The sequence below is a fragment of the Haladaptatus sp. AB643 genome (assembly GCF_024136975.1).
GTDB lineage: Archaea > Halobacteriota > Halobacteria > Halobacteriales > Haladaptataceae > Haladaptatus.
Genome location: NZ_JAMYJW010000009.1, coordinates 125,135 through 147,769 on the forward strand (window position 1 = coordinate 125,135; position 22,635 = coordinate 147,769).

Sequence of the window (22,635 nt, forward strand, 5' to 3'; positions counted from 1 at the left end):
ATGACAGACAGCAATAACAGTAGGATCGGCGTACCGACACGAAGGCAGTACCTGAAATACGGCGGCGCAGTCGTCACCGGCGGCGTGCTAGCGGGCTGTTCGAGCAGCGAAGGCGAACAGACGTCGGAGAACACCTCGACCGGAGAGACGAGTTCCACGGACGGAACGAGCGAGACGGGCAAAACGACGGACCAAAGCGGCGATGACGGGCCGTACTCGGTGACGATGTCGCCGGTCGGCGAGGTCGAGTTCGAGAGCGTCCCGGAGAACGTGATGATCTACAGCCTACTGTACGCCGACGCGGCGGTGGCGTACGGACACGGCGACGCGGTGAACTCCCTCGGCTTCGACTCCGAGGCCGGTGGAAACACGCTGGACGCGTACTACGAGCGCCTCGACGACGTCTCCTTCGACCGGGACGGGTTGACCCAACTCAACAGCGGGTCGGGAGGCGTCAACATCGACAAGGAGCTGTTCTACAAGCTCGATTCCGACCTCCACATGATCGACCCGGCGCTCGTGGTCTCGTTCAAGGGGTGGGAGAAATCCGATATCGAGGAGATTCAAAAGAACGTCGCACCGTGGTTCGGCAACAACTACAGCCGTCGGAACAGCCAACCGCCGAAGGCGTACCGGGACGACTACCAGTACTACACGCTGTGGGAAATCGCGGAGAAGGTCGCGGCCGTCTTCCGGGAAGAGGAACGCCACGCGAAACTCGCGGCGGTTCACGACGACCTCGTCGACAGGATACAGTCGAACCTGCCGCCGAAGGACGAGCGACCCACCGTCGGTTCCGTGATCTTCATGCAGGGGACGTTCTACCCGTCGAAGATCAACACGGCCGGGTTCGCAAACGCTCACGTCAGACCGCTCGGCGCGACGGACGCGTTCGCGGAGAGCGACGTGACGTTCCAAACCTCGTACGACTACGAAACGATGCTGAAGGTCGATCCCGACGTCATCCTGCATCGGTACGGAATCGCTTCGTACTACAACGTGGAGAAAATCCGGACGCAGTTCGAAGACGATCCGATCGGGAGCAAGCTCACGGCCGTCAAAAACGACGCCGTCTATCCGTCCGGAAACCCGGTTCAGGGTCCGCTTATGAACCTCTTCCAGTTGGAGATGACGGCGAAACAGCTGTATCCCGAGCAGTTCGGCGAGTGGCCCGGATACACGAACGGGGACCCCTATCCCGAAATTCCGGCGGACGAACAACTGTTCGACCGTGGGCGAGTGTCGGACATCGTCACGGGCGGTAACTGATTCCGACGACCCCGTTCGAAGGGACGATCTATCGACGGTAGGCACCCTTTACTTCGGGTATCGCGCCGCATAACAAAGGACGAATCGGTCGCCGAAAGAGACGAGGAAATCATGTTCCAAGCTCACGATCGCGGCCGATTCAGCATCGTATCCGACCTGCACGCGGCCAGTGGGGGCGCGTGAGATGTCCGTCGAGGACAACGAGACGACGGAAAATGCACCATCGTCGGACGCCGAGTACGAGATGTTGTTCTGTGACAACGGCTGGGTCGAGTTACGGAACCCCGACGATTCGGACACCCAGTGGCTGATGGCGAACACGAGCATGGAAATACGCCAGTGAGTCGTCGGAACGACGACTCACAGCGATACGAGAGCACGGTATCATCTCAGAAAGAAAGGAACGGCCGTCTTTTAATCGAAGGATATTAGTTCGAGGTGGAGATGGAGTTTCGAAAGCCAGCTCGGTAATGGCCATTCCGATCGAATTCGGCGTTACAGCGGCTGGCGCAGGCCATTAGTCGGGCGAAACGGGACGCCAGAGGATTTTCCCCTTTAGCCACAACTGTAGAAAACCTCGATGCCGTACTAGTTTCCATGAACATCGCAGGGAGTCTGACCGACGCCGCCACGTTCTTCGGGGAGATGACGTGGAAAACGTGGTGGGCGCTCGTCCTCGGATTCACGATTTCGGGAGCGGTACAGGCGTTCGTAAGCGAAGAGCGGATGACGAACCTGCTGGGGGGGCGTGGATTGCGGGAGATCACCATCGGGAGTTTCTTCGGGATGATCTCCTCCAGTTGCTCGTTCGGGGCCGTCGCGACCACGAAATCGCTGTTCAAAAAGGGTGCATCGCCGGAAGCCTCGTTCGCCGGGTTTCAGTTCGCCAGCACGAACCTCGTCATCGAAATCGGACTGGTGATGTGGATCCTGCTCGGGTGGCAGTTCGTCGCCGCCGACGTGTTCGGCGGGATTCTGATGATCCTGTTGCTCGCCGCCATCACGAAGTACGTCGTCCCGGACTCGTGGTTCGACGCGGCCCGCGATCACGTTCGGTCGGACGAGGAGGAGAGCGGTACTGTCCGTGACCCCGTCTGTGGCATGGAGGTGGACCCGAACGACGAGAGCACGCTCAGCGTCGAGACGGAGGGAGGGACGGAGTACTTCTGTTCACAATCCTGCAAGGAGACGTTCGTCAATCAGCAGGAGGACGCGACGTGGAAGGACAAACTGCTCACCGTCTCGGGGTGGAAGAACGCCTTCCGGAACGCCATCGGCGAGTGGCAGATGCTGTGGGACGACCTGGTCGTCGGGTTCATCGTCGCCTCGCTCCTCGCGGCGTTCATCCCCAGAGCGTGGTGGGCACAGTTGTTCACGCTCGTTCCGGAGGGAACCGTCGGGTGGGTGGTCCTCGGGTCGGCCATCGGCGTCCTCGTGGGCATCATCACGTTCGTCTGCTCGGTGGCGAACGTCCCCTTCGCGCTCGTGCTGTGGAACGCGGGCATCCCGTTCGGCGGCGTCATGTCGTTCATCTACGCCGACCTCATCGTCCCGAACATCGTGGACATGTACCGGAAATACTACGGCAAACGGCTGGCGGCGGTGCTGTTCGTCTCCATCTTCGTCGTAGCGACCGTGGCCGGTATCGTCACCCACTACGCGTGGGCCGCCGGTGGATTGATTCCGAAGCACAACGCGACGGGCGGATCGGTCCCGCACGCCTACACGACGGTGCTCGACGTGATTTTCACCGTCGTCTTCGCCGCGCAGTTGTACGTCACCTACTTCGAATCGAGCGGCGAAGGGGAAGAAGAGATGGCCGCCCACGCGGACTGAAATCCGTTCTCACGTTTTTCGTTTACTCGTCAGAAACCGAGTTCCGCTCGGCGGTTCGCGGCCGTTCGTACTCGCCGAGCGTCGGGTGTGTCTCGCGCATCGAGACGAGAACGATGACCCCGGAAATGAACATCGCGTATGCCGTCACGTAGAACGCGTCGTGGATGGAGAACACGTCGGCCGTGATTCCGATGACGACCGCTCCAAACCCGTATCCGGCATCGCGCCACATCCGATACACGCCGAGTCCGGTCGCTCGCCACGACGGATGTGCGGCATCGCCGACGACCGTGATGAGGTTGGGATACAACAACGCCATCCCGACGCCCGTCACGCCCGCCGTGACGACCCACGACGAAAATCCGGAGACGAGAGTGGTCGCCAGCACGCCCGCACCGGCGACGAACATTCCGGCGACGACCGGCGGCCGACGCCCGATTTTATCGGCGAGTCGGCCGGTCCACAGTTGGAGTACTCCCCAGACGCCGCCGTAGACGCCGACGACGAGACCGATATGGGCGACGCCGAGGCCGGACGCGGAGAGATACAGTGGAAACGCGATCCAGACGAGAACGTCGACGAACTTCTCCACGCTGCCCGCCTGTGCCGCCGCGAACAGCGTCTGATCACCGTACGTCGCTCGTTTGACGACCTCGGAAAACGACAAGTCGGCGTCCGTCTCGTTCCCGTCGGACTCGGCCCGTGCGTACGGGAGCGTTTCCTCCACGAAGAGGACGGAAACGAGGCCGGCGAGAATGACGACGCCGAGCAGGCCGTAGAACGGTTCGGGTCGGAGTCCGTATCGTGCCGCGACGACCCCGGTAACCCACGACCCGACCGCGACGCCGCCGTAGCCGAACGCCTCGTCCAACCCCACCGCGAGTCCGCGTGCCTCGCTTCCCGCGAGGTCGATCTTGGCGTTGACGCTCATGCTCCACGTGAGGCCTTGGTTCACACCCAGTAGCACGTTCGCTCCGGTTATCCACCACCAGTTGGGCGCGTAGATGAGGACGAACGGAATCGGCAGCGCCACGAGCCATCCGGCGATGAGCACGCGCCGACGACCGAACTCCTCGGCCCACTTGCCGCCGTAGAGGTTCAGAATCGCTTTGACGAAGCCGAAACTGACGACGAACGACCCGATGACGAGGAGCGACTCGACGCCGAGAACGTCGCGGCCGAGGACCGGAACGACGGTCCGTTCCGACCCGATGGTGAGTCCGACGGCGAACACGACGAACAACTGAAGGGCGAACTGCCGCCAGTTGCGTCGGATACCCTGTGTGTAGTTCATTCGAAGGGAGATTCGAGATCAGTTCGACGCGCAGTTGTTGGGGCCGAGTTCGAGCGTTTCAGCTTCCGCCGTAGCTCGTTCTTTGCCGGTGTTCACGCGCTTGATTCGGTTGTAGTTCGCGGGCGTGTCCGGCAGGTCTTCGAGGATCGTCTCGACGAACGCCGACTTCGTGTCCATGCCGAACAGTTCGTTGTTCGCTTCGAGGTGTTCGATGGTCGCGCCGAGCGGTCGTATCTCCTCGTCGCTGAAGTGTCCGGGGAGGACGACGGTGTCGTCCGAGAGGTCGGCGAGTCGATCCAAACTGTCGAAAAGGAGCGTCGCGCCCTCACGGGCGACATCGCTCCCGCCTTCGAGGTCGGGTCGGCCGACGCTTCGAACGAACAGCGTGTCACCGCTCAGAAGGGCGTCACCGACGAGGAAGGAAATGCTTCCACGGGTGTGCCCCGGCGTGAACAGGATTTCGACGTCGTAGCTTCCGACCGAAATCACGTCACCGTCTTCGACCGCGGTGTACCGGTCGAGTTCGCGGGCGTCCGTATCGTGGAGATAGTACGGAACGTCCTCCGCTGCGGCGAGGTCACGCCCGCCGCTGATGTGGTCGGCGTGAGCGTGCGTATCCGCGACGGCGACGATGTCGAGGTCACGCGTGTCGGCGAGGTTCTGATACACTTCGGTGTGCTGGCCTGGGTCGACGACGAGCGCTTCGCCGCCGTCCGCGACGAGGTACGAAAGACAGCCGGTACCGGGACGGACGATCTGTGTGACGGCGTCCGAGTCCGTCACGTCGTAGGCCTGATACACCATCGCCCAGCCACGCATGCCACCTTGCATCGATTTGGCGTCGTAGCCGTTGTTTCGGAGCACCTGTGCGGCCCGCTGTGAGATGACGCCAGCGACACAGACGGTCGCGACTTCCGCGTCGTCGGGGACGTCATCGAGCGACTGTTCGAGTCCGATGGTGTTCCCGCCGGATAGTTGGTCGTAGACGGGGACGTTGTGGCTTCCATCGATGTTCCACTCCTCGTAGTCGTCCTCGTTTCGAACGTCGAGGACGTACAGGTCGTTATCACCGTCTCGGAGCCGTGCAGCGACTTCCGTCGGGCTGATATCGGTATTGCTCGACATACACAATACTATGAAATACAGTATTGATAAACCTGTGGGTTTCCACGTTCGTTGCCCGCTTTGGCTATTCGAGGCCGAGCAACCGCTGAAAAGACGACTTTACCGCTCCCGTTCCGGGTTCGAACCGACGATTTTCCGTACTTTTCGTGCGATTCGTTTCACGAACAGAGCGTACTGTTCGACGGGGGACGTGCGACAGTTCGGCCCGTCGTCGATCGTACACGCGTCGCCGGAATCGGTTCGCTGGTTCATGGTTCTCCGTTATCGACGTTCGTCGCCGTAGTCGTTTCGACGGATAGGGCGACGAACGCCACGGGTGAAGATAGGTGCTGCAGCCACTTGTATTGTTCCATCATTGCAAGACACTCTGACCGAAACCTCAACTACTAACATCCCCGACGCCGTAGGGAAAGCCGATGACGTACTACGAAAAGCGGCAAGTGGACGGCGAATTCGACGAGGTCGTCGAGCGAACGACCGACGCGCTGGCCGACGAGGGGTTCGGCATCCTCTCGGACATCGACGTGAGCGAGGCGTTCGCGAAGAAACTGGACATCGAGGACTACCCGAACTACCGAATTCTCGGCGCGTGCAACCCGCCGCTGGCGAAGCAGGGACTCGACGCCGAATCCGACCTCGGCACCCTGCTCCCCTGCAACGTCGTCGTCTACGAGACGGACGACGGCGTGGTGGTCAGCATGGTTGACCCCGAAACGATGCTCTCGGTCGTGGACAGTCCGGAACTGGATGGCATCGCCGACGACGTCAAAAGTCGGTTCGACCGCGTGCTGGCGTCGCTTTCCGACGAGTAAAATTACCTCGCGGACGACTTCTCAAACGACCCGACGAAGTCGGTCGTGAAGCTTTCGACGTCCTTCCAGTCCGTGTACTCGTACTCCCGCGACGTGTCGCTGTCGACGCTCGTCCGTTTCGCGACCTGTTTCATGACGAACCGCTTGAGCGTGCCGTACTGTCTGTATTTGAGCGCCCCCGGGACGACGGCGGTTTCGTCCGGGTTCCACCCCGTCTCCGCGAGGAACGCCGCGACTTCTCGACGGGCGCGGTCCCGCGCCTCGTCGGTGTCTTCGGCGGCGGTGAGGCTCACGGAGAAGAACGCGGACGGCAGTCGGTTCAACTCGTCCACCTGTTTTTTCACGTAGCGCGTGACGTACCGCTGGTGTTTCCCGCCGTGAACCGACGCGCCGATAATGATCGCGTCGTAGTCCGCGAGTCGGAGCGTCTCGGGTCGGTACAGGACGTGCGTGACGGTCGGGTCGTGGCCCGCCGCTTCGAGCACGTCGCCGATTCGCTCCGCGACCGTCGCGGTCTGTCCTTCGGACGTACCGTACAACACGAGTACGCGTGCCATTACTGACTCCTCCCGTTCGAATCCGTCGCGTCCACGGCGACGAGAAATCCCATTCCCGATTGCATCTCCCATTCCCCCATGTCATGTCGTCCGCCGCCGTCGTAAACCGTATGGCCGGGCGCTATGATCGGGTTCTACTGATACCCGAGTGCTTTCAGCCTGTCCGTTATCTCCTCGGGCGGGGCGTCCCCGCCCTCGTCGCTTCGATTCTCGTCGGCGGTCCCCTCGGACACCATCGCGGCGATTCGTTCCTCGACGGCCTCGTGAAGGCCCTCGGGGACCGCGATATTCTCGTCGCCGGAGAGCAGGTCGTTCGACTCTTCCGGGTCGTCGATCCGGTCGTACAGTTCGCGTTTTTCGGATTCCGTGTGGTAGATGTACGTCCACTCCCGAGTCCTGGCGCTCACGAGTAGTTCGCCGTCGTCCAATCGTCGCGGAATCGGCTGATACGTGACGTTCGCCCCGCGAACGGCAACGGACGTAACCGGCGTGGAGTCCGATTTCCGGTCCAGCAAACTCTCGCCGTCGAAGTCGTGTTCGACGCCCATCGCGTCGCAAATCGTCGGCGGAATCGCGTCGAGACCGACGGCACGCTCGACGGCATCGGCGTCGCCGACGGGATGCGAGACGAGGAGCGGGACGTGTATCAGTTCCTCGTACAGTTTCGGGTAGTGAGCGAGGTGGCCGTGTTCCATGAACTCCTCGCCGTGGTCGCCCGCGAAGACGAGGAACGCATCGTCCCGTAGCCCCCGCTTCGAGAGCGCCGAGAGGACGCGCCCGACGCTCTCGTCGACCTGCCGAATCGCGGCGCGGTAGAGCGACTGGAGGTTATCGAGGGTCTCGCCGCTGACCTCCCGGCCGAGTCCTGCCTGGGCGTGTGCCTTGAGCATCTTCAGCGACCCGACGTTGACCCCGGTTTCGTCGCGGACGAACTTCGGGGCGGGGACGTACGGGGTGTGAACGTCCATGTAATGCACCCAGAGGAAAAAGGGCGGTTCCGCGCGCTCGATGAAGTCGATGGCGTGACGCTCCACGTCTTGCATCCGGGAGACGTTTCGTGCCCCGCCGTCGCCGCCGAGCAGTCGCCGGAACGGCGACGCCGCGACTTGAAGCCACGCCTGAACGGTCGGATGGGCGGTGAGGTATTTGCTGTAAAACGAGTCGGTCGTGCTCGACGTGAACGTCTCGAACGCCTCGAAGCCACGGTCGTAGCCCCAATGGTCGGTCAGGAATCCGTTCGCGCCGTTGAACCCCGCAGTCGGAATTCCGGCGTCCCGAAGCGTTTCGGCGAGCGTCGGTCGATCGGAAAGCCCGATGTCGCTCGAATCGGTGAAAACGTGGTCACCGCCGAGAATCGAGGGGAAGGAAAACGGCGTCCAGTTGCCGTGTGCGAAGGCGTTTTTGAATGTGGTACCCCGTCGTTCGAGGTCGGCAATCTCGCCGTCCTTCGGCAGGGCGTCCGCTCGAAGCGAATCGACGGTGAACAGGACGGTAATGGGAATGTCGTTCGTGTTCATCTGTCGCGGTGAGTGATGGTTCGCTACGTGAGAATTCGGTAGCGCGGTCAAATAGCTTGCGAGACGGCAACTCTATTGCCGCTATATTTCACGATAGGACTCGTGAGACGTGGCAGCCAATGGTTCCCTATTCGACGGGTTCGAGTTCCGCGCTGAAGTGACGCAGTTCCTCCATCGGCGGTTCCCAGACGATTTCCAAGCCCGAGAGTTCTTCGCGCTTCTCGCCGACCGCTTCGAAGGTTTCGGCGATGTGCTCCAGATGCTCGCGGAAGTAGGTCCGGCGGGGGAGACAGAGCCGGACGAGTTGCGGGCGGTCCTCGCCGGGGAACGCGAACTCGCCGAGTTCGACGGCGCGAACGCCGCCCTCGCGGTACAGTTCGCCGACGAGAACCTGTCCGGGATACTGCTCGCGCGGGATTTCCGGCAGGAACTCCTCCGCATCCACGTACACCGCGTGGCCGCCGGTGGGACTGTAAATCGGAACGTCCGCTTCGAGGAGCAGGTCGCCGAGTTCGGCGACCTGCTCGACGCGCGACTCGATGTAGGGTTGGGTGACCGCTTCACGAAGACCGACCGCCATGGCCTCCAGGTCGCGTCCGGCAAGCCCGCCGTAGGTCGTGAACCCTTCGTAGAGGATGCCGCGCTGTTTCGCGTGTTCGAACAGGTCGTCGTCGCGCACGCCGACGAACCCGCCGATGTTGGCGAGCGCGTCCTTCTTCCCGCTCATGACGATTGCATCCGCGTAGGAGAGTTCCTCGCGGGCGATGTCGGCCACGTCTTCCCCCTCGAACTCGGCTTCGCGCTGTTGGACGAAGTACGCGTTCTCCGCGAACCGGCAGGCGTCGATGACCAGCAGCGCGTCGAGTTCGTCGGCTACCTCGCGCGCCTCGCGGATGTTCTCGACGCTCACGGGTTGGCCTGCCATCGAGTTGTTCGTGATGGTGACGAGGACCGCGGGGATGTTCTCTTCGCCGACCTCGTCGGCCAACTCGCGGACCTTGTCGGGGTCGAGGTTGCCCTGGAAGGGGTCGTCCGGCGCGACGTCCACGGGACAATCGACCGGTTTTCCACCGTTGTTGACGATGTGTGCCCGCGTCGTGTCGAAGTGGGTGTTGTTCGGGACGTAATCGCCCTCGGAGACGGTAACACCGTAGAGGACGTTTTCCGCGCCGCGACCCTGATGGGCCGGGACGATTTTGTCGAATCCCATCACGTCTGAAACGCTCTCTTGGAGGCGTTTGAAACTGTCACTGCCCGCATACGCTTCGTCGCCGCGCATCATGGCGGCCCACTGTGCATCGCTCATCGTCCCCGTCCCGCTGTCGGTCAGCAGGTCGATGAACACGTCCTGGGAGTCGAGGTTGAAGACGTTGTAGCCCGCCGCTTCGATGTTCGCGACGCGCTCGTCGCGGTCGGGGAGGTGAATCGGTTCGACGACTTTGGCCCGGTAGGCTCGCATATCCGAACTGGGGGAGTCCGTCTTCTTAACCCTGCTGAGAAATCATCGGTGGAAAACGGGCGTATCCGGGTGTCAAACCCCGAATCTGCACATCGCTACTTTCCATAGTCCATCCGTGTCGTGATGCCCTCGATGTGCATGGTGGTCGTTTCGTCGGCCAACCGCTCGACCGTTGTGCGCGTCTCACTCGTACCGCAACGCGTCGATGGGGTCCACACGCGCGGCGTTCCACGCCGGGTAGAGACCGGTGATCATGCCGACGAGGATACCGACCCCGATGGCGACGGGGACGACCTCGTACGCGAAGACGAGCGGCAGGCCGACGTACTGCGTGGCGATGTACCCACCGACGGCACCGAGTGCGACGCCGAATATCGACCCGACGACGCCGAGCAGGACGGCCTGCATCAGAAACAATTGGAGCACGTCGCGGTTCTGCGCGCCGACGGCTTTCATGATGCCGATTTCGCGGGTGCGTTCAGTTACGCTCACCAACATGATGTTGGCGATTCCGATGGCCGCGACGACGAGCGAGATGACCGCGATGCTCGTGATGAACGTCGTCAGCGTCGTGAGCACGTCCTTCAACCGATTCACGAGGTCCTGGTCGGTTCGTACCCGAATGGCGTACTTGTCGGGCGTGAGTTGGACCGCGTCGGAACTGGAGTGAAGGTAGGCTTTCACCGCCCGCTTGCTTTCCGGAATCGTCGCGTGGTTCTTTGCGACCACCGTCAGGAGCGGGTAGACGCGCTCGTCGGTGCCCTGCGTCGGACTCTTCACCGTCGAACTGTAGAACGGCCGTGTCGGGACGTACACCTGCGGGAGCGACCCGCCGCTGTCGAACTGGCCGTTCCCGTTCGAGTGGCGTAACACGCCGACGACGCGGGCGCGCACGGTACTGCCGTCGCTCGTTCTGATCTCGACTGTGTCACCGACGCGGAGGGTGTCGTCGAACATCGTCGCCGCCGCCGGGTTCACCACGACTTCGCGTTTTCCCTGCCGAAACGACTCGCCGTGAGCGAATTTTCGGGTTCGGAACTGCGCTGGCGTCGTCGCCACGATTTGGTTTTGGCTCACCGTTTGGCCACCGTGGGAGAGCGCGATGACGGGGAGGATGCCCCTCGGAACCACCGTCGCGACGCCGTCGATGTGGCGGAGTCGGTCGACGTCGTGGGCGGTGAAGACGGGTTGTGCACCGAATCCGGCTTGGCCGCCGGGTGGACCCGCCCAGACGTACACGTTCGGGGCGTGGCCGCCGGTGAACTCGTGAAGGATATCGACGCGGAGGCTGGTGCCGAGCGTGACGAGCGTGATGACGGCGGCGATGCCGATGACGACGCCGAACGCAGAAAGGGAGGACCGAACACGATGGCTTCGGATCGCCCTGAGGCTCATTCGGAGCGTTTCGCGGAACTCCATTTGTCTCGCTACCGCGTCCCTTCGACCCGCCGCCGCGAATCGATCTCCTCCACCCGTTCGACGGTGCCGTCAAGGATGTGAACCACGCGCTCGGCGTGTTCGGCGATGTGGCGCTCGTGCGTCACCATCAGCACGGTGTTCCCCTCGTCGTTGAGTTCCTCGAACAGGGCCATTATCTGTTGGCCCGTCTCGCTGTCGAGGTTGCCGGTCGGCTCGTCGGCGAGGATGATGGCCGGGTCGTTCGCCAGTGCGCGGGCGATGGCCACGCGCTGACGCTGGCCACCTGACAGTTCGTTCGGCCGGTGGTCCTCCCGACCGCGAAGCCCCACCCGGTACAGCAAGTCGTCGGCCCGCTCCCGGCGGTCGGTTCGTGAGACGCCGCGAAACACGAGCGGAAGTGCGACGTTCTCACGGGCGGTGAGACGCGGCATCAGGTTGAACGTCTGGAAGACGAACCCTATCTCCTCCCCACGAACCCTCGTCCGTTCTTTGTCCGACAGGTCAGTGACATCGCGTCCGTTGATGGAGATGCGTCCCTCGGTCGGCGTGTCGAGACATCCGATGAGGTTGAGGAGGGTGCTCTTTCCCGACCCACTCGGTCCCATCACTGCCGTGTACGCCCCCCGTGGAATCGACAGGTTCACGCCGTCGAGTGCGTGAACCGGCTCCCCCAGAAAGTACGTTTTTCGAACGTCCGTCAGTGTCACCGCATCTCTCTGCCCCTCGTCGGAACTCGCCGAGTGGCTGGCTGCCATAGTACAGGTTACTATCCCGACAGTCTAAACCCTACTCCATAACACGATACCGGGTGCGGGAAAAATAACGACGGAGCGGTGTTACACTCATCGTCGCCGGTTCGGAACGTGAAACGTTTCGCACACCGGGGAATTTCCGTCTCCACGATCGCGGGTTATTCGATCATCGGGAGCGTATATCATCGGTGAATTTCCGATGACCGAACTATCAGGCGTGTGGTCGAAGGACGAACTGATCGAGTACTTCGAGCGGACGACCGTTCCGCTTCGATTGGCCTGTAGAACCCCATCGGGGAGCCTGTGGATGGTATCGCTCTGGTACCTGTACGACGGCGACGCCCTGTGTTGTGCGACCGCCGCGAGCGCGGATATCGTCAACCTGCTTCGGAAGGGTCCGTCCGTCGCCTTCGAGGTGTCCACGAACGACCCGCCGTACACCGGGGTACGAGGGAACGGAACCGCGAGCGTGGAACCCGATTCGGAGAAGGAACTGCTCCGGGAGTTGGTGACTCGGTATCTCGGGGACGCCGATTCGCGACTCGCACGGGAGTTGCTGTCGGACGACCGGAGCGAGGTGACCATCCGGATCGAACCGAACCGCCTGCACAGTTGGGATTTCACCGCTCGAATGGGCGAACCGTCCCCATGACGTGACGACGGGGTGACTTCCGGCAGTTCATACCACCCACCCCGACCTACTTGGGGCGCGCGGACGACACGGAACGCATGAGAATCGACCGGGACCGACTGCGGAAGGACATCGAGGCGAACGCCGAATTCGGTGCGCTGGACGATGCCGAACACGGGCGAACCGTCCTCACTGGAACGGAAGCGAACCGACAGGCACGGGAGTACTTCGTGGAGCGACTGGAGGACGCCGGATTGGACGTTCGCGTGGATGCCGTCGGCAACATCGCGGGACGGTGGACGCCCGAAAGCGCCGACCCGGACGCCGCTGCGGTCGCGGCCGGGGGCCACCTCGATTCGGTTCCGGAGGGCGGCATCTTCGACGGCCCACTCGGCGTGTATTCGGCGTTGGAAGCGGTTCGGGCGATGCAGGATTCGGGAATCGAGGCGACCCGTCCGGTCGACGTCGTCTCGTTCACCGAGGAGGAAGGTCAGCGGTTCGCCAGCGGCCTGCTCGGGTCCTCGGTCGCCGTCGGCGAGCGGTCGGTCGATGACGCGCTGGCGCTGACCGACGGACGAACGACGTTGGCCGACGCGCTCGATTCGATGGAATTTCGGGGAGAGGGACGACTCGATGCGAGCGAATGGGACTCGTGGCTCGAACTTCACGTCGAACAGAGCCGACGCCTCGAACGGGCCGACGTGTCGGTCGGCGTCGTCACGACGATCACCGGGATCACGCACTGTGACGTGGAAGTTCGAGGCGAGGCGAACCACGCCGGGGCGACCCCGATGGCGGAGCGAACGGACGCGCTCGTCGCGTCAGGCGAGTTCGTTCAAGACGTAGAGCGGGCCGCGAACGAAATCAGTGAGACGGCCGTTGGGACCGTCGGAAAGATCGACGCGCGGCCGAACGCGACGAACGTCGTCCCCGGAGCGGTCACGATGGGCGTCGATATTCGGGACGTGGAATACGAGTCGATGAATGAACTCGTCTCCCGTGCCGAGGAGTCGCTCACGATTCTCGAATCGGAGCGCGGCGTCGAGACGACCCTCTCCCGTGACTTCGACCTCGAACCGACGGACATGAGCGAGCGCTGTCGGGAAGCGGTGCACGAGGCGGGCGAAAAGTCGGAAATAGAGACGCTCGACCTCCACTCGGGGGCGGCCCACGACACGATGCACATCGCGGACGTGACGGACGCGGCGATGTTGTTCGCGCCGTCGCGCGACGGGATTTCGCACAACCCCGCCGAATGGACCGACTGGGAGGACTGTTCGACGGCGACGCGAGTGCTCGCCGGTGGGATTGCCACGTTGGCGGGCGCTCAATTCTGAGACAGAGGATCAGTCCTGATATCGAGCCACGTCTTGCCCCGTCAGACGTCGGAGTTGGTCTTCGCTCAGCCCCTCCGTACTGGCTCCCATCTCGTCCAGTCCGACGCCGCTGGTGACGAGGGCGCGGAACGCGACTTCCAGTGGAATATCGACGTCCAGGAGGTCGTCGTTGGGGACGTTGACGACGAAGCCGCCCATCACCGGGTTTGGAGCCATTGGAAGGAAGACGGTGGTCATCTTCTCCTCGCCGGTCGCTTTTCGCACCTCGTCCGGCGTCTCCGCCGTGACGAACGCGAACGTGTACGTGTCATCGGTCGGGAATTCGAGCAGTTTCACGTCCCGAAAGTGGTCCTCGTCGCTCTCGACCATCGCGTCCCCCATCCGCCGGAAGCTTCGATAGACGGTTCCGAGTCCCGGAATCTGGCTGATGGCGTAATCGAAGTTGTCGATGGCGCGCTCGCCGACCGGCGAGTGCGCGACGAACCCGACCATCATTATCATGGACACGATGACCAGTACCGCGATGCCACCGAGGACGAGTATGGAGCTGACAGGAACGAGTCCCAAGATCGGAATCAGCATATTCCTGACAAACTTGAGCAAAACGACGACGACGTACAACGTTATGAGAAGGGGAACGACGACGGTAATACCCGTGAGCGCCGTCTCCCGTGTTTTATCGAATAGTGACAAGTCGTCCGAGGTAGCCATCGTACAGCACACTCGGGCGGGGGAGTAAGAGCGTACTGGCTGAATATTCCAGCAAGAAAATTCATCAGCCACCAGCAGAGTAATCCCTCGGAAGCGCCTAGCTCTATCTCCATGAGTACAATCGCCATCGTGCGACTTCCGGCATCGGACTTCGCACTGGAGGCGACACTCGAACGGGTTCCAGGCGTTACGTTCGAAGTAGAACGTGTCGTCGCACCCGAAGCCGAGCGGGTAATGCCCTACGTCTGGGCGACGGCAGACCCGGACCAGTTCGACGCCCTCCACGCCGCCCTCGAAGACGACCCGACAACCGACGGTATAGAGCTTCTCGCGGACCTGGACGACGAATGGCTGTTTCGAATGGAGTGGATCGGGAAAACCAGATTCGTCATCCACATCCTCGTCGAGGAGAGCGGAACGATAATCGACGCGAACGGCTCTGGCGACGAGTGGAAACTACGGATCCTGTTTCCCACTCGGGACGCATTGGGCGCGACGTACCAGTACTGCGAAGAACACGGCATTCCGCTCGAAATCGAGCAGATCTACCGACTCGACGAATCCCCCCGACGGGGACAGTACGGACTCACGAAGGAGCAGTACGACACCCTCGTCGCCGCGCTGGAGGAGGGCTACTACGACATCCCGCGGACGATTTCGGGCGAGGAACTCTCCCGTGACCTCGGAATCTCACACCAAGCCCTCTCCGAACGACTCCGTCGTGCGTACACGAACCTGATAGCGAACGCGCTCGTCATCGGCGAAGGCGAACTCGAATAGTCGTTTCGTCGCCCGTCCAGTTGCAGTTGAACTATCCTTATTCATCATAAAATATAACGATTATCCAAATATATGCGGGATTGACCGCAGAACGTGGCTTTAATTCGGTCGTCAGTAGAGTATCGTTCGATGGATTACGAGACGATAGCCGATGCGAGGAGCAGTCGATGAGTGCGATATCCGCGTTCACCTCCGCAATCCTCCCGATCATCGCCATCGCGGGCGTCGGATACGTCATCGGGTGGCGAACCGGCATCTCGGTCGGTCAGCTCAACACGGTCGCGCTGAACTTCTTCCTCCCGGCGCTCGTCTTCCACGGAATCGTCACCACCGATTTGAGCGGCAAGACGGTGCTCAACCTCGGTCTCGCCGTCTTCGCGTACACGCTCGTAATGATGGGCGTCGCGTACCTCAGCGGGCGAACGCTCGACCTGCCGGACGCCGCCCTGCCCGGCGTCGTGTTGGCGAGCGCGTTCCCGAACTCCGGGTTCGTCGGAATCCCGCTCACGGAGTTCGTCTTCGGCGACGTCGGGCGAACAACGGCGACGCTGTTTCTCACGATACAGAGCGTCATCCTCTACACGGTCGGCGTCTACGTCGTCTCCGCGAGCAGCGACAACACCGCGGGCGTGCGAAGTGCGGTCCGAGAAGTGTTTCGACTGCCGCTCGTCTACGCCGTCGTCCTCGCGGCGCTCGTCCGTTTTCTGGGCCTCGTTCCGCCCGTCGATGGAACGTTCATGACGACGCTCGATAGCGTCGGGTCGGCGTCAGTCCCGTTGATGCTCACCGTCGTCGGCATCCAACTGGCCGAGGTGGACCTCGGCGGACTGCACCGAATCGCGCTCCCGACGGCGCTCAAACTCGTCGTCGCGCCGGTTCTGGGGGCGGGTATCGCGGTCGTCGTCGGCTTCACGCGACCGCACGTGGGCAACATCTTCATCCTCGAATGTGCGACGCCCGCCGCCGTCACCCCGCTCGCCCTCACCATCGCCTACAGCGACCACGACGAGGAGTCGCTCTCGACCGCCGAGTACATGAGTACCGTCATCTTCGTCACGACGGTCCTCAGCGTCGTCATCCTGACCGCGCTCGTGGTTGCCATTCAGGGCGGCTATCTCTTTTAATCATCAACCGTCATTCGATTCCGGAGATCCGGGCCACGACAACGTCGGAAACACGACCCAGAGGAACTGCACCACGACGACCATGATGAACGGGCCGAGGAAGATACCGTACCAGCCGAAAATCGGCGGGCCGAGGAGATAGGCGAACACGATGAGGCTCGTCGGGAACAGCCGTCCCGAGAGAACCGGACGGATGTAGGTCCGGACGACGTTGTCGAACGCGATTTCCATGATGAGCAGGAGCAGGATCGGGAACCAGAGCCGAACGGGGTCGGTTTCGAGCGCGACGATGGCGAGGTAGGCGACGACGAAGAAGTAGACGATGGAGCGCCCGACGAGCGGGACGATGGTGGCGAGGCCGGTCGCAACCGCCACGAGCATCGTCTGGGGAATCGCCATGCTCGGCGGCGCGACGAGGTTGAGCAGGTTGTAGATGACCGCGGAGAGGATGATGATGACGAAGATGGTCAAGGTGTAGCCGAAGAAAACGGAGTTCAGCCCCTGATCGACGGCTTGCAGGTACCGATAGGTACTCGTTTCCTCGTCCGCGACCGTCCGCCGGAACCAACCCGTGATCGTCGCCTCGTCGCGGACGAGGAAGAAGACGAAGACGAGCGTGAGAAACAGGTTGTACGATTGGGCCGCGAACGCCCCCACGAACCCACGAATCCGGAAGACGAACGATCGAATGGACGGGTTGCTGAGCAGTTCGGAGACCGAATCGTACCACCCCTCGGGTGTCGCCGGAATCGCCCCAAAATTGAAACCCGGAAACAGGGTTCGAACCAGTCGTTCGACGTCTGCGGCGCGGACGGCCGAAAGCTGGCCGAATGCGATCACGGCGATTGCCGCGAGCAGCGCGATGAACGGCAGGATGATGAGCGCCAGCGTCAGGATAGTGGCGATTCCGGACGGCACTCCCCGCTCCTGGAGCCATCTGGCGATCGGTCGGGCGACGTAGTACAAAAAGAGGCCGAAGACGAACCAGCCGAGATACGAATCGAGCGACGTGACGAGCACGACGGCCAACGCGGCGGCGAACACCCACCAACCGAGTTCGGTCGAACTCGGGCCATCGTCGCGCTCGAATTTCATGAACTCCTCCGGATACGGGAGGATACATCGAGAAGGATGATAGTTTGGTGGGTCATTCCGACCGGTCGTCGTCGGGGAGAAGGGTGATCAATTGACTACCGAACGCGATCAGACCGATGAACAACCCACCGAAGGCTATCAAATCGCCATGAGTTCCGGGAACGTCGTAATCGAGAGTCATCCAGATGGCAACCAGCACGAGGAGAATGGCGAACAGGAGGATGTCAGTCGTCCGACTCATACACTTTCGTTTCGTTATTTTCTGATAATCGTTTCGAATCCGTGATAGCAGTGCGTCACCACTCCCGTTGCCACTCGTCGATGACCGTCACGACGCGCTCGTTGAGCGGCACGTCGCCGAACGGTTTCGCGGAATCGATGGCGGCGAGGGTGTCCCGAACCGGGCCGTCGGCCTCGGCCAATCGAAAGTCGATACCGCGCTTTTCGAGGTCCTTGGCTAACGATACGAGCATGTCGGCGGCGGTGAGGTCGACCGTCGGCGACGAGCGCATGTCGAGGACGACGAGCGAGACGGGGCGCTCGCGGGTATCGACCTCGTCCATGACTGCCGCACGGATTGTCGGCGCGTTGGCGAAGAACAACTCGGCGTCCACGCGGTACACCAGCACGCCCGGAACGCGTTCGTTTTCCGGATGGCGCGACAGGTCGCTGAACTCGTCCGACCCCGGAACCCTGCCAATCGTAGCCGTGTGCGGGTAGGTCGCCCGCGCCACGACGACGAGGATCGAGACGAGGACGCCGATGAACACGCCCGACAGCATCCCGAAGAAGAGGACGCCGAGAAACGCGGACGCGGCCGTGGCGAACTCCGGCTTGTCGATGCGGTAGATGCGCTTGAGTTCCGACACGTCGACGAGTCCCGAGACGGCGACGATGACGACGGCGGCGAGGACGGTTTCGGGAAGCGTCGTGAACAGATCGGTCAAAAACAGGAGGACGAGGGTGATAGCAACCGCCGCGACGCCGCTCGTGAGTTGTGTCTTTCCGCCGATTTCGTCGTTGAGCGCGCTTCGGGACATGCTCCCCCCGACGACGAAGCCGTGACCGATTCCCGCCGCGAGGTTCGTGAGACCGTCCGCGAGGAGTTCCTGATTCGCGTCCACGGAGTCGTCGTGCCGCCGGGCGAACGTCTCGACGGCTCCCATCCCCTGGACGTAGGAGAGCAAGAAGAGCGCGAACGCGACGGGGAGCAGGTCGGGGAGTGTTCCCGTGGTCAGCGTCGGAATCGAGAGCGGCGGCAAGCCGTTCGGAATGTTCCCGACGATTTCGACGCCCCGTGCCTCCAGATTCGTCACGGCAACCAGTCCGGTGGCGAGGAGAACAACGAGGAGCGCGGTCGGAAAACGCCTCGCGTAGCGTTCCCCGAGGACGAGCAGGACGATGGCGGCAATGCCGACCGCGAGCGTCGGCAGGTTCGTAGCTCCGAGGTGGGAGACGACGAACCCCAGTCGGTCGAAGAAGGTGCCGCTGGCCCGTGGAATCCCGAACAGTTTGTCGAGTTGGGTCGCCGTAATGTACAGCGCCGCGCCCGCCGAGAAGCCGGTCAGGACGGATTCTGAGATGAAGTTCACGACGAAGCCGAGTCGGAACAGCCACGCGACGACGGAGACGAGACCGACGAGCAGCGTCGTCAGCGCCACGAGCGAGGCGTAGTCGGCCGGGGAGCCGCTGGCCACCGAGCCGACACCCGACGCGACGAGGATGGCGAGCGCGGACGTCGGACCGTAGATGACCTGTTTCGACGTGCCGACGAACACGTACGCGAGGAGGGCGAGGAGACTCGCGTACAGGCCTGTTTCCGGCGGTAGACCGGCCAGCGAGGCGTAAGCCATCCCCTCGGGCAGGATGGCGGCGGCAACCGTGATGCCCGCGAACAGGTCCGGACGGAACAACGACGCATCGTAGCGGGGAAGCCAGCGAGCGATCGGAAGGACCGATTCGACGAGTCCACCGTCCGTATCTCCGTCCCGGTGCGAGGATTCCGGAGCCATTCGATGACCTCAGTTACGAGGGACTCTGTTCGGGCTGTTCCGTCGCCTGCTGATACTTGTGGCGGTACCGCGATATCTTTCGGTAGAGAATCGCAAGGAAGATGCCGTCGTAAACGATGACGAAGGCGATGAACGTCACCCCCGTCAGCGGGAGGTACGTCACCAGCGTATCGTAGGTCGCGTGAATGAGCGCGGCGATGAGCAGGCCCTTGACGATGATGGGACCGCGATTTTCCGGGTTCCCCTTCGCCAAGCCGAGGTAGTAGCCCGCGAACGACGCGTAGATGACGTGGCCCGGGCCGACGAACGACCGCTGTGCGGCGGTGCCGACCACGACGCTGACGAGCCTCGACATCGGAAGCTTGCCCGCCGTGAACAGCGCGTTCGTGATGTACGTGAAGTTCTCGATGGTCGCGAAGCCGAGTCCGGCGAACGCGCCGAACACCGCGCCGTCGATGGCGGCGGAGAGGTACTCGGTTCGATAGGCGTACAACCGCGAAGCGAGCCACTTCGACGTCTCCTCGACCGGACCGACTTCCAGATAGAAGAACAGAACCGTTCCGACGACGGGAATCAGCTGGAAAACGGGTTGCAGCGCCGTGTTGAGCAGGGACGCGAACCCCGCGAACAACACGCCCAGCAGGAACGTCACCGCGAGCGGCGCGAGCGGTTCCCGCTGCACGTCGTCGCCGTACCAGATGAGCGCCGCGAGGACGAACGCCGGAATCACCGACAGAAACGTCAACACCCCCAGCGCCGGTTCCACGAACAGGATGAACCCCGTGGCCGCGAGTTGCGCGACGAACAGCAACACCGCGAGTACGACGAATATCCGTTGCCAGTTGTTCGTGAGCCCACTGTAGATACCGACCGACACCCGGTCGAGCACCGTCCGTTTCTCCCACGTGGTAACGTCGTACAGGTCTTCTTCCCGAAGCGATCTTTCTATCTGCTCGTCTTCACTCCCACCCATAACCCGTAAACAACCCGACACGCCATAATCGTTGTTGGCAACGACGGGCGGTCCACTACTTCGATCCTTCGGACTGCGCGGATCGTGTTGACGGGACAGAGATTTAGCCGAGGCGAACGTTTCTAGGGTCCGACGAAGAAGTTCTTCGGGGACGGGGGGACGATGAAGTTCGTACCATCGAACGCAGAGGGGAGAGGAACGAGCGAGGTGAACGGAGGGAGTCGTGGCTGAGGCGGACGCAGCGGACACGGAGGACGCGGTTTCGGTCTGGGAACCCTTGGGCGAACCCGTTTTCCGGGCGATGTGGACGGCGGCTCTGGTGTCGAACGTCGGGACGTGGATGCAGAACGTCGGCGCGGCGTGGCTGATGACCTCGCTGACCACCTCGGCGCTGTTGGTCGCGCTGGTGCAGACTGCGACGACGCTCCCGGTCGTCCTCGTGTCGCTTCCAGCGGGTGCCATCGGCGACATCGTGGACCGGCGCTGGCTGCTGTTGGTGGTTCAGGCGTGGATGCTGATCAGCGCCGTGATACTGAGCGGGCTGACGGCGGTCGGCGCGACGACGCCATGGGTACTGCTGTTGCTAACGTTCTCGCTCGGCTTCGGCACCGCGTTCCTGAACCCGACGTGGCAGGCGATTCAGCCGGAGTTGGTCCCGCGAAGGGAGCTTCCGGCGGCGATTTCGCTGGGCGCAGTAGGGTTCAACATCGCCCGCGCAGTCGGTCCGGCGGTCGGCGGCCTCATCCTCGCTGCGACCGGCACGGCGACGGTGTTCTTCCTCAACGCGGTGTCGTTCGTCGCCGTCCTCGTCGTCGTGTATCGCTGGAAGCGGGAACCAACGACATCGGACCTACCGCCAGAGCGGCTATCGGAGTCGATCTATCGCGGGGTGCGGTTCGTCCGGAACGCCCCGGCCTTGCGGTCAGTGCTGGCTCGAACGGTGCTGTTCATCACCTTCGCCAGCGCGATTTGGGCGCTGTTGCCCCTGCTCGTCCGCAATCAACTCCACCTCGGCGCGGGGGGGTACGGCATCGTCCTCGGCGTCACGGGTCTCGGGTCGGCGGCAGGAATCACCGTCCTCGAACGGGCGCGAAAGCATTTCACGACGAACCAAGTCGTCCTCGGGGCGTCAGCCCTGTTCGGCCTCGTGCTAGTGGTGCTGGGAACCGTCCACATCGTCCTCGTCGCGCTGGTCGCTGTCGCGCTCGGTGGTCTCGCGTGGATTTCCGTCCTATCGAGCCTGAACACCGCCGTGCAGACGCTCTCGCCCGAGTGGGTCCGTGCACGGACGCTGTCGGTGTACATGCTGTTCTTCCTCGGCGGGATGGCGGTCAGCAGCCTCGGATGGGGCGTCGTCGCCGACCATCTCGGCACGCCGATGGCGTTCGTCATCGCCGGAGTCGGGTTGGTCGGCGGCCTCGTCGGGGGTATTCACTGGCGGATTCCCGAGACGGACGACCTCGACCTGCGACCCTCCGGGGACTGGTTCAACCCCAGAACTGAGTTCGAACCGCCCCCCGACACCGGCCCGGTGCTCGTCAGCGTCGAGTATCGAATCGACCCGGCGACGGCCGACGATTTTCTGGCGGCCGTGGAAAAGTTGGGGCGCGTGCGGCGGCGGAACGGCGCGCGATACTGGAACGTGTTCCGCGACACCGAAACCGACGACCGCTACCTCGAAGTGTATCTCACGGGGACGTGGATGGCCCACCTCCGCGAACACGAGCGCGTTTCGGTAGCCGACCGGGAGATACAGAGCCGAGCGGTGTCGTTTCACGTCGGCGACGAACCGCCGCAGGTCTCGCACTTCGTCTCGGGGATGGACGAGTACTGACGCCGCGAGTATTTGATTGATGGAGAACAGTTATCCCAGTTGTCTGTGTTTGTTTGCGTATGTTCCCTCCAACGAAGAAATCCGTCGTCCGGAACGGT

General features: G+C 62.6%; 22 protein-coding genes. 9 read left to right on the forward strand and 13 right to left on the reverse strand.

What is annotated here, in order from left to right; genetic code table 11:
• From NKF25_RS17250 to NKF25_RS17260, 3 genes are all read left to right on the forward strand, one after another.
• Positions 1-1,269: an ABC transporter substrate-binding protein gene (locus NKF25_RS17250; protein ID WP_253227896.1), complete on the forward strand. Its 1,269-nt coding sequence runs from the start codon at positions 1-3 to the stop codon at positions 1,267-1,269.
• A gap of 184 nt (positions 1,270-1,453) precedes the next feature.
• The gene (locus NKF25_RS17255) at positions 1,454-1,612 is read left to right on the forward strand and encodes a hypothetical protein (protein WP_253227897.1); all 159 of its coding nucleotides are present in this window, start codon (positions 1,454-1,456) and stop codon (positions 1,610-1,612) included.
• A gap of 254 nt (positions 1,613-1,866) precedes the next feature.
• Positions 1,867-3,105: a permease gene (locus NKF25_RS17260; RefSeq protein WP_253227898.1), complete on the forward strand. Its 1,239-nt coding sequence runs from the start codon at positions 1,867-1,869 to the stop codon at positions 3,103-3,105.
• Positions 3,106-3,127: 22 nt separating this feature from the next.
• Here NKF25_RS17260 and NKF25_RS17265 read toward each other — a convergent pair whose 3' ends face one another.
• The 3 genes from NKF25_RS17265 to NKF25_RS17275 all read right to left on the reverse strand — a co-directional run bounded on the left by NKF25_RS17265 (position 3,128) and on the right by NKF25_RS17275 (position 5,776).
• Positions 3,128-4,399, reverse strand: a complete 1,272-nt coding sequence (locus NKF25_RS17265; protein ID WP_253227899.1) for an MFS transporter — start codon at positions 4,397-4,399, stop codon at positions 3,128-3,130.
• Between the two features lie 18 nt (positions 4,400-4,417).
• Complete coding sequence (locus NKF25_RS17270) at positions 4,418-5,524, reverse strand: MBL fold metallo-hydrolase (protein ID WP_253227900.1); 1,107 nt, start codon at positions 5,522-5,524, stop codon at positions 4,418-4,420.
• A 99-nt stretch (positions 5,525-5,623) separates the two neighbouring features.
• Positions 5,624-5,776 carry a hypothetical protein gene (locus NKF25_RS17275; RefSeq protein WP_253227901.1) on the reverse strand — a complete coding sequence of 51 codons (153 nt, stop codon included), beginning with the start codon at positions 5,774-5,776 and terminating at the stop codon, positions 5,624-5,626.
• Positions 5,777-5,940: 164 nt separating this feature from the next.
• Between NKF25_RS17275 and NKF25_RS17280 the strand changes: the two genes are divergently transcribed.
• Positions 5,941-6,336, forward strand: coding sequence for a DUF302 domain-containing protein (locus NKF25_RS17280; RefSeq protein ID WP_253227902.1), 396 nt, complete (start codon positions 5,941-5,943; stop codon positions 6,334-6,336).
• A gap of 2 nt (positions 6,337-6,338) precedes the next feature.
• Here the strand turns inward: NKF25_RS17280 and NKF25_RS17285 are convergent, their stop codons facing one another.
• The 5 genes from NKF25_RS17285 to NKF25_RS17305 form a co-directional block, all read right to left on the reverse strand.
• Complete coding sequence (locus NKF25_RS17285) at positions 6,339-6,893, reverse strand: flavodoxin domain-containing protein (protein ID WP_253227903.1); 555 nt, start codon at positions 6,891-6,893, stop codon at positions 6,339-6,341.
• 134 nt (positions 6,894-7,027) lie between these two features.
• Positions 7,028-8,410 (reverse strand): sulfatase-like hydrolase/transferase, encoded by a 1,383-nt coding sequence (locus tag NKF25_RS17290; RefSeq protein WP_253227904.1) that lies wholly within the window; start codon positions 8,408-8,410, stop codon positions 7,028-7,030.
• 127 nt (positions 8,411-8,537) lie between these two features.
• On the reverse strand, positions 8,538-9,869 hold the full coding sequence (locus NKF25_RS17295; protein ID WP_253227905.1) for a tryptophanase: 1,332 nt from the start codon (positions 9,867-9,869) through the stop codon (positions 8,538-8,540).
• A 183-nt stretch (positions 9,870-10,052) separates the two neighbouring features.
• Positions 10,053-11,288, reverse strand: a complete 1,236-nt coding sequence (locus NKF25_RS17300) for an ABC transporter permease (protein ID WP_253227906.1) — start codon at positions 11,286-11,288, stop codon at positions 10,053-10,055.
• 8 nt (positions 11,289-11,296) lie between these two features.
• On the reverse strand, positions 11,297-12,043 hold the full coding sequence (locus NKF25_RS17305; protein ID WP_253227907.1) for an ABC transporter ATP-binding protein: 747 nt from the start codon (positions 12,041-12,043) through the stop codon (positions 11,297-11,299).
• Between the two features lie 196 nt (positions 12,044-12,239).
• Here NKF25_RS17305 and NKF25_RS17310 point away from each other — a divergent pair, with 196 nt between their 5' ends.
• Together NKF25_RS17310 and NKF25_RS17315 are read left to right on the forward strand one after the other, a co-directional pair.
• On the forward strand, positions 12,240-12,692 hold the full coding sequence (locus tag NKF25_RS17310; RefSeq protein WP_253227908.1) for a pyridoxamine 5'-phosphate oxidase family protein: 453 nt from the start codon (positions 12,240-12,242) through the stop codon (positions 12,690-12,692).
• 77 nt (positions 12,693-12,769) lie between these two features.
• Positions 12,770-14,008: a M20 family metallo-hydrolase gene (locus NKF25_RS17315; RefSeq protein ID WP_253227909.1), complete on the forward strand. Its 1,239-nt coding sequence runs from the start codon at positions 12,770-12,772 to the stop codon at positions 14,006-14,008.
• A 9-nt stretch (positions 14,009-14,017) separates the two neighbouring features.
• Here the strand turns inward: NKF25_RS17315 and NKF25_RS17320 are convergent, their stop codons facing one another.
• Complete coding sequence (locus tag NKF25_RS17320; RefSeq protein WP_253227910.1) at positions 14,018-14,719, reverse strand: DUF502 domain-containing protein; 702 nt, start codon at positions 14,717-14,719, stop codon at positions 14,018-14,020.
• Positions 14,720-14,830: 111 nt separating this feature from the next.
• Here NKF25_RS17320 and NKF25_RS17325 point away from each other — a divergent pair, with 111 nt between their 5' ends.
• Together NKF25_RS17325 and NKF25_RS17330 are read left to right on the forward strand one after the other, a co-directional pair.
• The gene (locus NKF25_RS17325; RefSeq protein WP_253227911.1) at positions 14,831-15,499 is read left to right on the forward strand and encodes a helix-turn-helix domain-containing protein; all 669 of its coding nucleotides are present in this window, start codon (positions 14,831-14,833) and stop codon (positions 15,497-15,499) included.
• A gap of 167 nt (positions 15,500-15,666) precedes the next feature.
• Positions 15,667-16,623 carry an AEC family transporter gene (locus NKF25_RS17330; RefSeq protein ID WP_253227912.1) on the forward strand — a complete coding sequence of 319 codons (957 nt, stop codon included), beginning with the start codon at positions 15,667-15,669 and terminating at the stop codon, positions 16,621-16,623.
• Positions 16,624-16,626: 3 nt separating this feature from the next.
• On the opposite strand, the gene NKF25_RS17335 is transcribed toward NKF25_RS17330, so the two are convergent.
• The 4 genes from NKF25_RS17335 to NKF25_RS17350 are packed head-to-tail and all read right to left on the reverse strand — an operon-like array spanning position 16,627 to position 20,703.
• Entirely contained in the window at positions 16,627-17,718 is a 1,092-nt protein-coding gene (locus NKF25_RS17335) for an AI-2E family transporter (protein ID WP_253227913.1), read from the reverse strand.
• Positions 17,719-17,770: 52 nt separating this feature from the next.
• Positions 17,771-17,959, reverse strand: a complete 189-nt coding sequence (locus NKF25_RS17340) for a hypothetical protein (RefSeq protein ID WP_253227914.1) — start codon at positions 17,957-17,959, stop codon at positions 17,771-17,773.
• A 55-nt stretch (positions 17,960-18,014) separates the two neighbouring features.
• Positions 18,015-19,730 carry a sulfate permease gene (gene sulP, locus NKF25_RS17345; protein WP_253227915.1) on the reverse strand — a complete coding sequence of 572 codons (1,716 nt, stop codon included), beginning with the start codon at positions 19,728-19,730 and terminating at the stop codon, positions 18,015-18,017.
• A 13-nt stretch (positions 19,731-19,743) separates the two neighbouring features.
• Complete coding sequence (locus NKF25_RS17350) at positions 19,744-20,703, reverse strand: PrsW family intramembrane metalloprotease (protein WP_253227916.1); 960 nt, start codon at positions 20,701-20,703, stop codon at positions 19,744-19,746.
• Between the two features lie 223 nt (positions 20,704-20,926).
• Here NKF25_RS17350 and NKF25_RS17355 point away from each other — a divergent pair, with 223 nt between their 5' ends.
• The gene (locus tag NKF25_RS17355; protein WP_253227917.1) at positions 20,927-22,537 is read left to right on the forward strand and encodes an MFS transporter; all 1,611 of its coding nucleotides are present in this window, start codon (positions 20,927-20,929) and stop codon (positions 22,535-22,537) included.
• Positions 22,538-22,635: the final 98 nt, after the last annotated feature.

What these genes read in the sequence shown, in the direction of transcription:
- NKF25_RS17310 (WP_253227908.1), top strand. Translation starts at nt 12,240, where the DNA reads ATGACCGAACTATCAGGCGTGTGGTCGAAGGACGAACTGATCGAGTAC.
- NKF25_RS17315 (WP_253227909.1), top strand. Translation starts at nt 12,770, where the DNA reads ATGAGAATCGACCGGGACCGACTGCGGAAGGACATCGAGGCGAACGCC.
- NKF25_RS17325 (WP_253227911.1), top strand. Translation starts at nt 14,831, where the DNA reads ATGAGTACAATCGCCATCGTGCGACTTCCGGCATCGGACTTCGCACTG.
- NKF25_RS17275 (WP_253227901.1), bottom strand. Translation starts at nt 5,776, where the DNA reads ATGAACCAGCGAACCGATTCCGGCGACGCGTGTACGATCGACGACGGG.
- NKF25_RS17260 (WP_253227898.1), top strand. Translation starts at nt 1,867, where the DNA reads ATGAACATCGCAGGGAGTCTGACCGACGCCGCCACGTTCTTCGGGGAG.
- NKF25_RS17305 (WP_253227907.1), bottom strand. Translation starts at nt 12,043, where the DNA reads ATGGCAGCCAGCCACTCGGCGAGTTCCGACGAGGGGCAGAGAGATGCG.
- NKF25_RS17290 (WP_253227904.1), bottom strand. Translation starts at nt 8,410, where the DNA reads ATGAACACGAACGACATTCCCATTACCGTCCTGTTCACCGTCGATTCG.
- NKF25_RS17320 (WP_253227910.1), bottom strand. Translation starts at nt 14,719, where the DNA reads ATGGCTACCTCGGACGACTTGTCACTATTCGATAAAACACGGGAGACG.
- sulP (WP_253227915.1), bottom strand. Translation starts at nt 19,730, where the DNA reads ATGGCTCCGGAATCCTCGCACCGGGACGGAGATACGGACGGTGGACTC.
- NKF25_RS17270 (WP_253227900.1), bottom strand. Translation starts at nt 5,524, where the DNA reads ATGTCGAGCAATACCGATATCAGCCCGACGGAAGTCGCTGCACGGCTC.
- NKF25_RS17280 (WP_253227902.1), top strand. Translation starts at nt 5,941, where the DNA reads ATGACGTACTACGAAAAGCGGCAAGTGGACGGCGAATTCGACGAGGTC.
- NKF25_RS17250 (WP_253227896.1), top strand. Translation starts at nt 1, where the DNA reads ATGACAGACAGCAATAACAGTAGGATCGGCGTACCGACACGAAGGCAG.
- NKF25_RS17340 (WP_253227914.1), bottom strand. Translation starts at nt 17,959, where the DNA reads ATGAGTCGGACGACTGACATCCTCCTGTTCGCCATTCTCCTCGTGCTG.
- NKF25_RS17335 (WP_253227913.1), bottom strand. Translation starts at nt 17,718, where the DNA reads ATGAAATTCGAGCGCGACGATGGCCCGAGTTCGACCGAACTCGGTTGG.
- NKF25_RS17265 (WP_253227899.1), bottom strand. Translation starts at nt 4,399, where the DNA reads ATGAACTACACACAGGGTATCCGACGCAACTGGCGGCAGTTCGCCCTT.
- NKF25_RS17285 (WP_253227903.1), bottom strand. Translation starts at nt 6,893, where the DNA reads ATGGCACGCGTACTCGTGTTGTACGGTACGTCCGAAGGACAGACCGCG.
- NKF25_RS17350 (WP_253227916.1), bottom strand. Translation starts at nt 20,703, where the DNA reads ATGGGTGGGAGTGAAGACGAGCAGATAGAAAGATCGCTTCGGGAAGAA.
- NKF25_RS17295 (WP_253227905.1), bottom strand. Translation starts at nt 9,869, where the DNA reads ATGCGAGCCTACCGGGCCAAAGTCGTCGAACCGATTCACCTCCCCGAC.
- NKF25_RS17330 (WP_253227912.1), top strand. Translation starts at nt 15,667, where the DNA reads ATGAGTGCGATATCCGCGTTCACCTCCGCAATCCTCCCGATCATCGCC.
- NKF25_RS17300 (WP_253227906.1), bottom strand. Translation starts at nt 11,288, where the DNA reads ATGGAGTTCCGCGAAACGCTCCGAATGAGCCTCAGGGCGATCCGAAGC.
- NKF25_RS17255 (WP_253227897.1), top strand. Translation starts at nt 1,454, where the DNA reads ATGTCCGTCGAGGACAACGAGACGACGGAAAATGCACCATCGTCGGAC.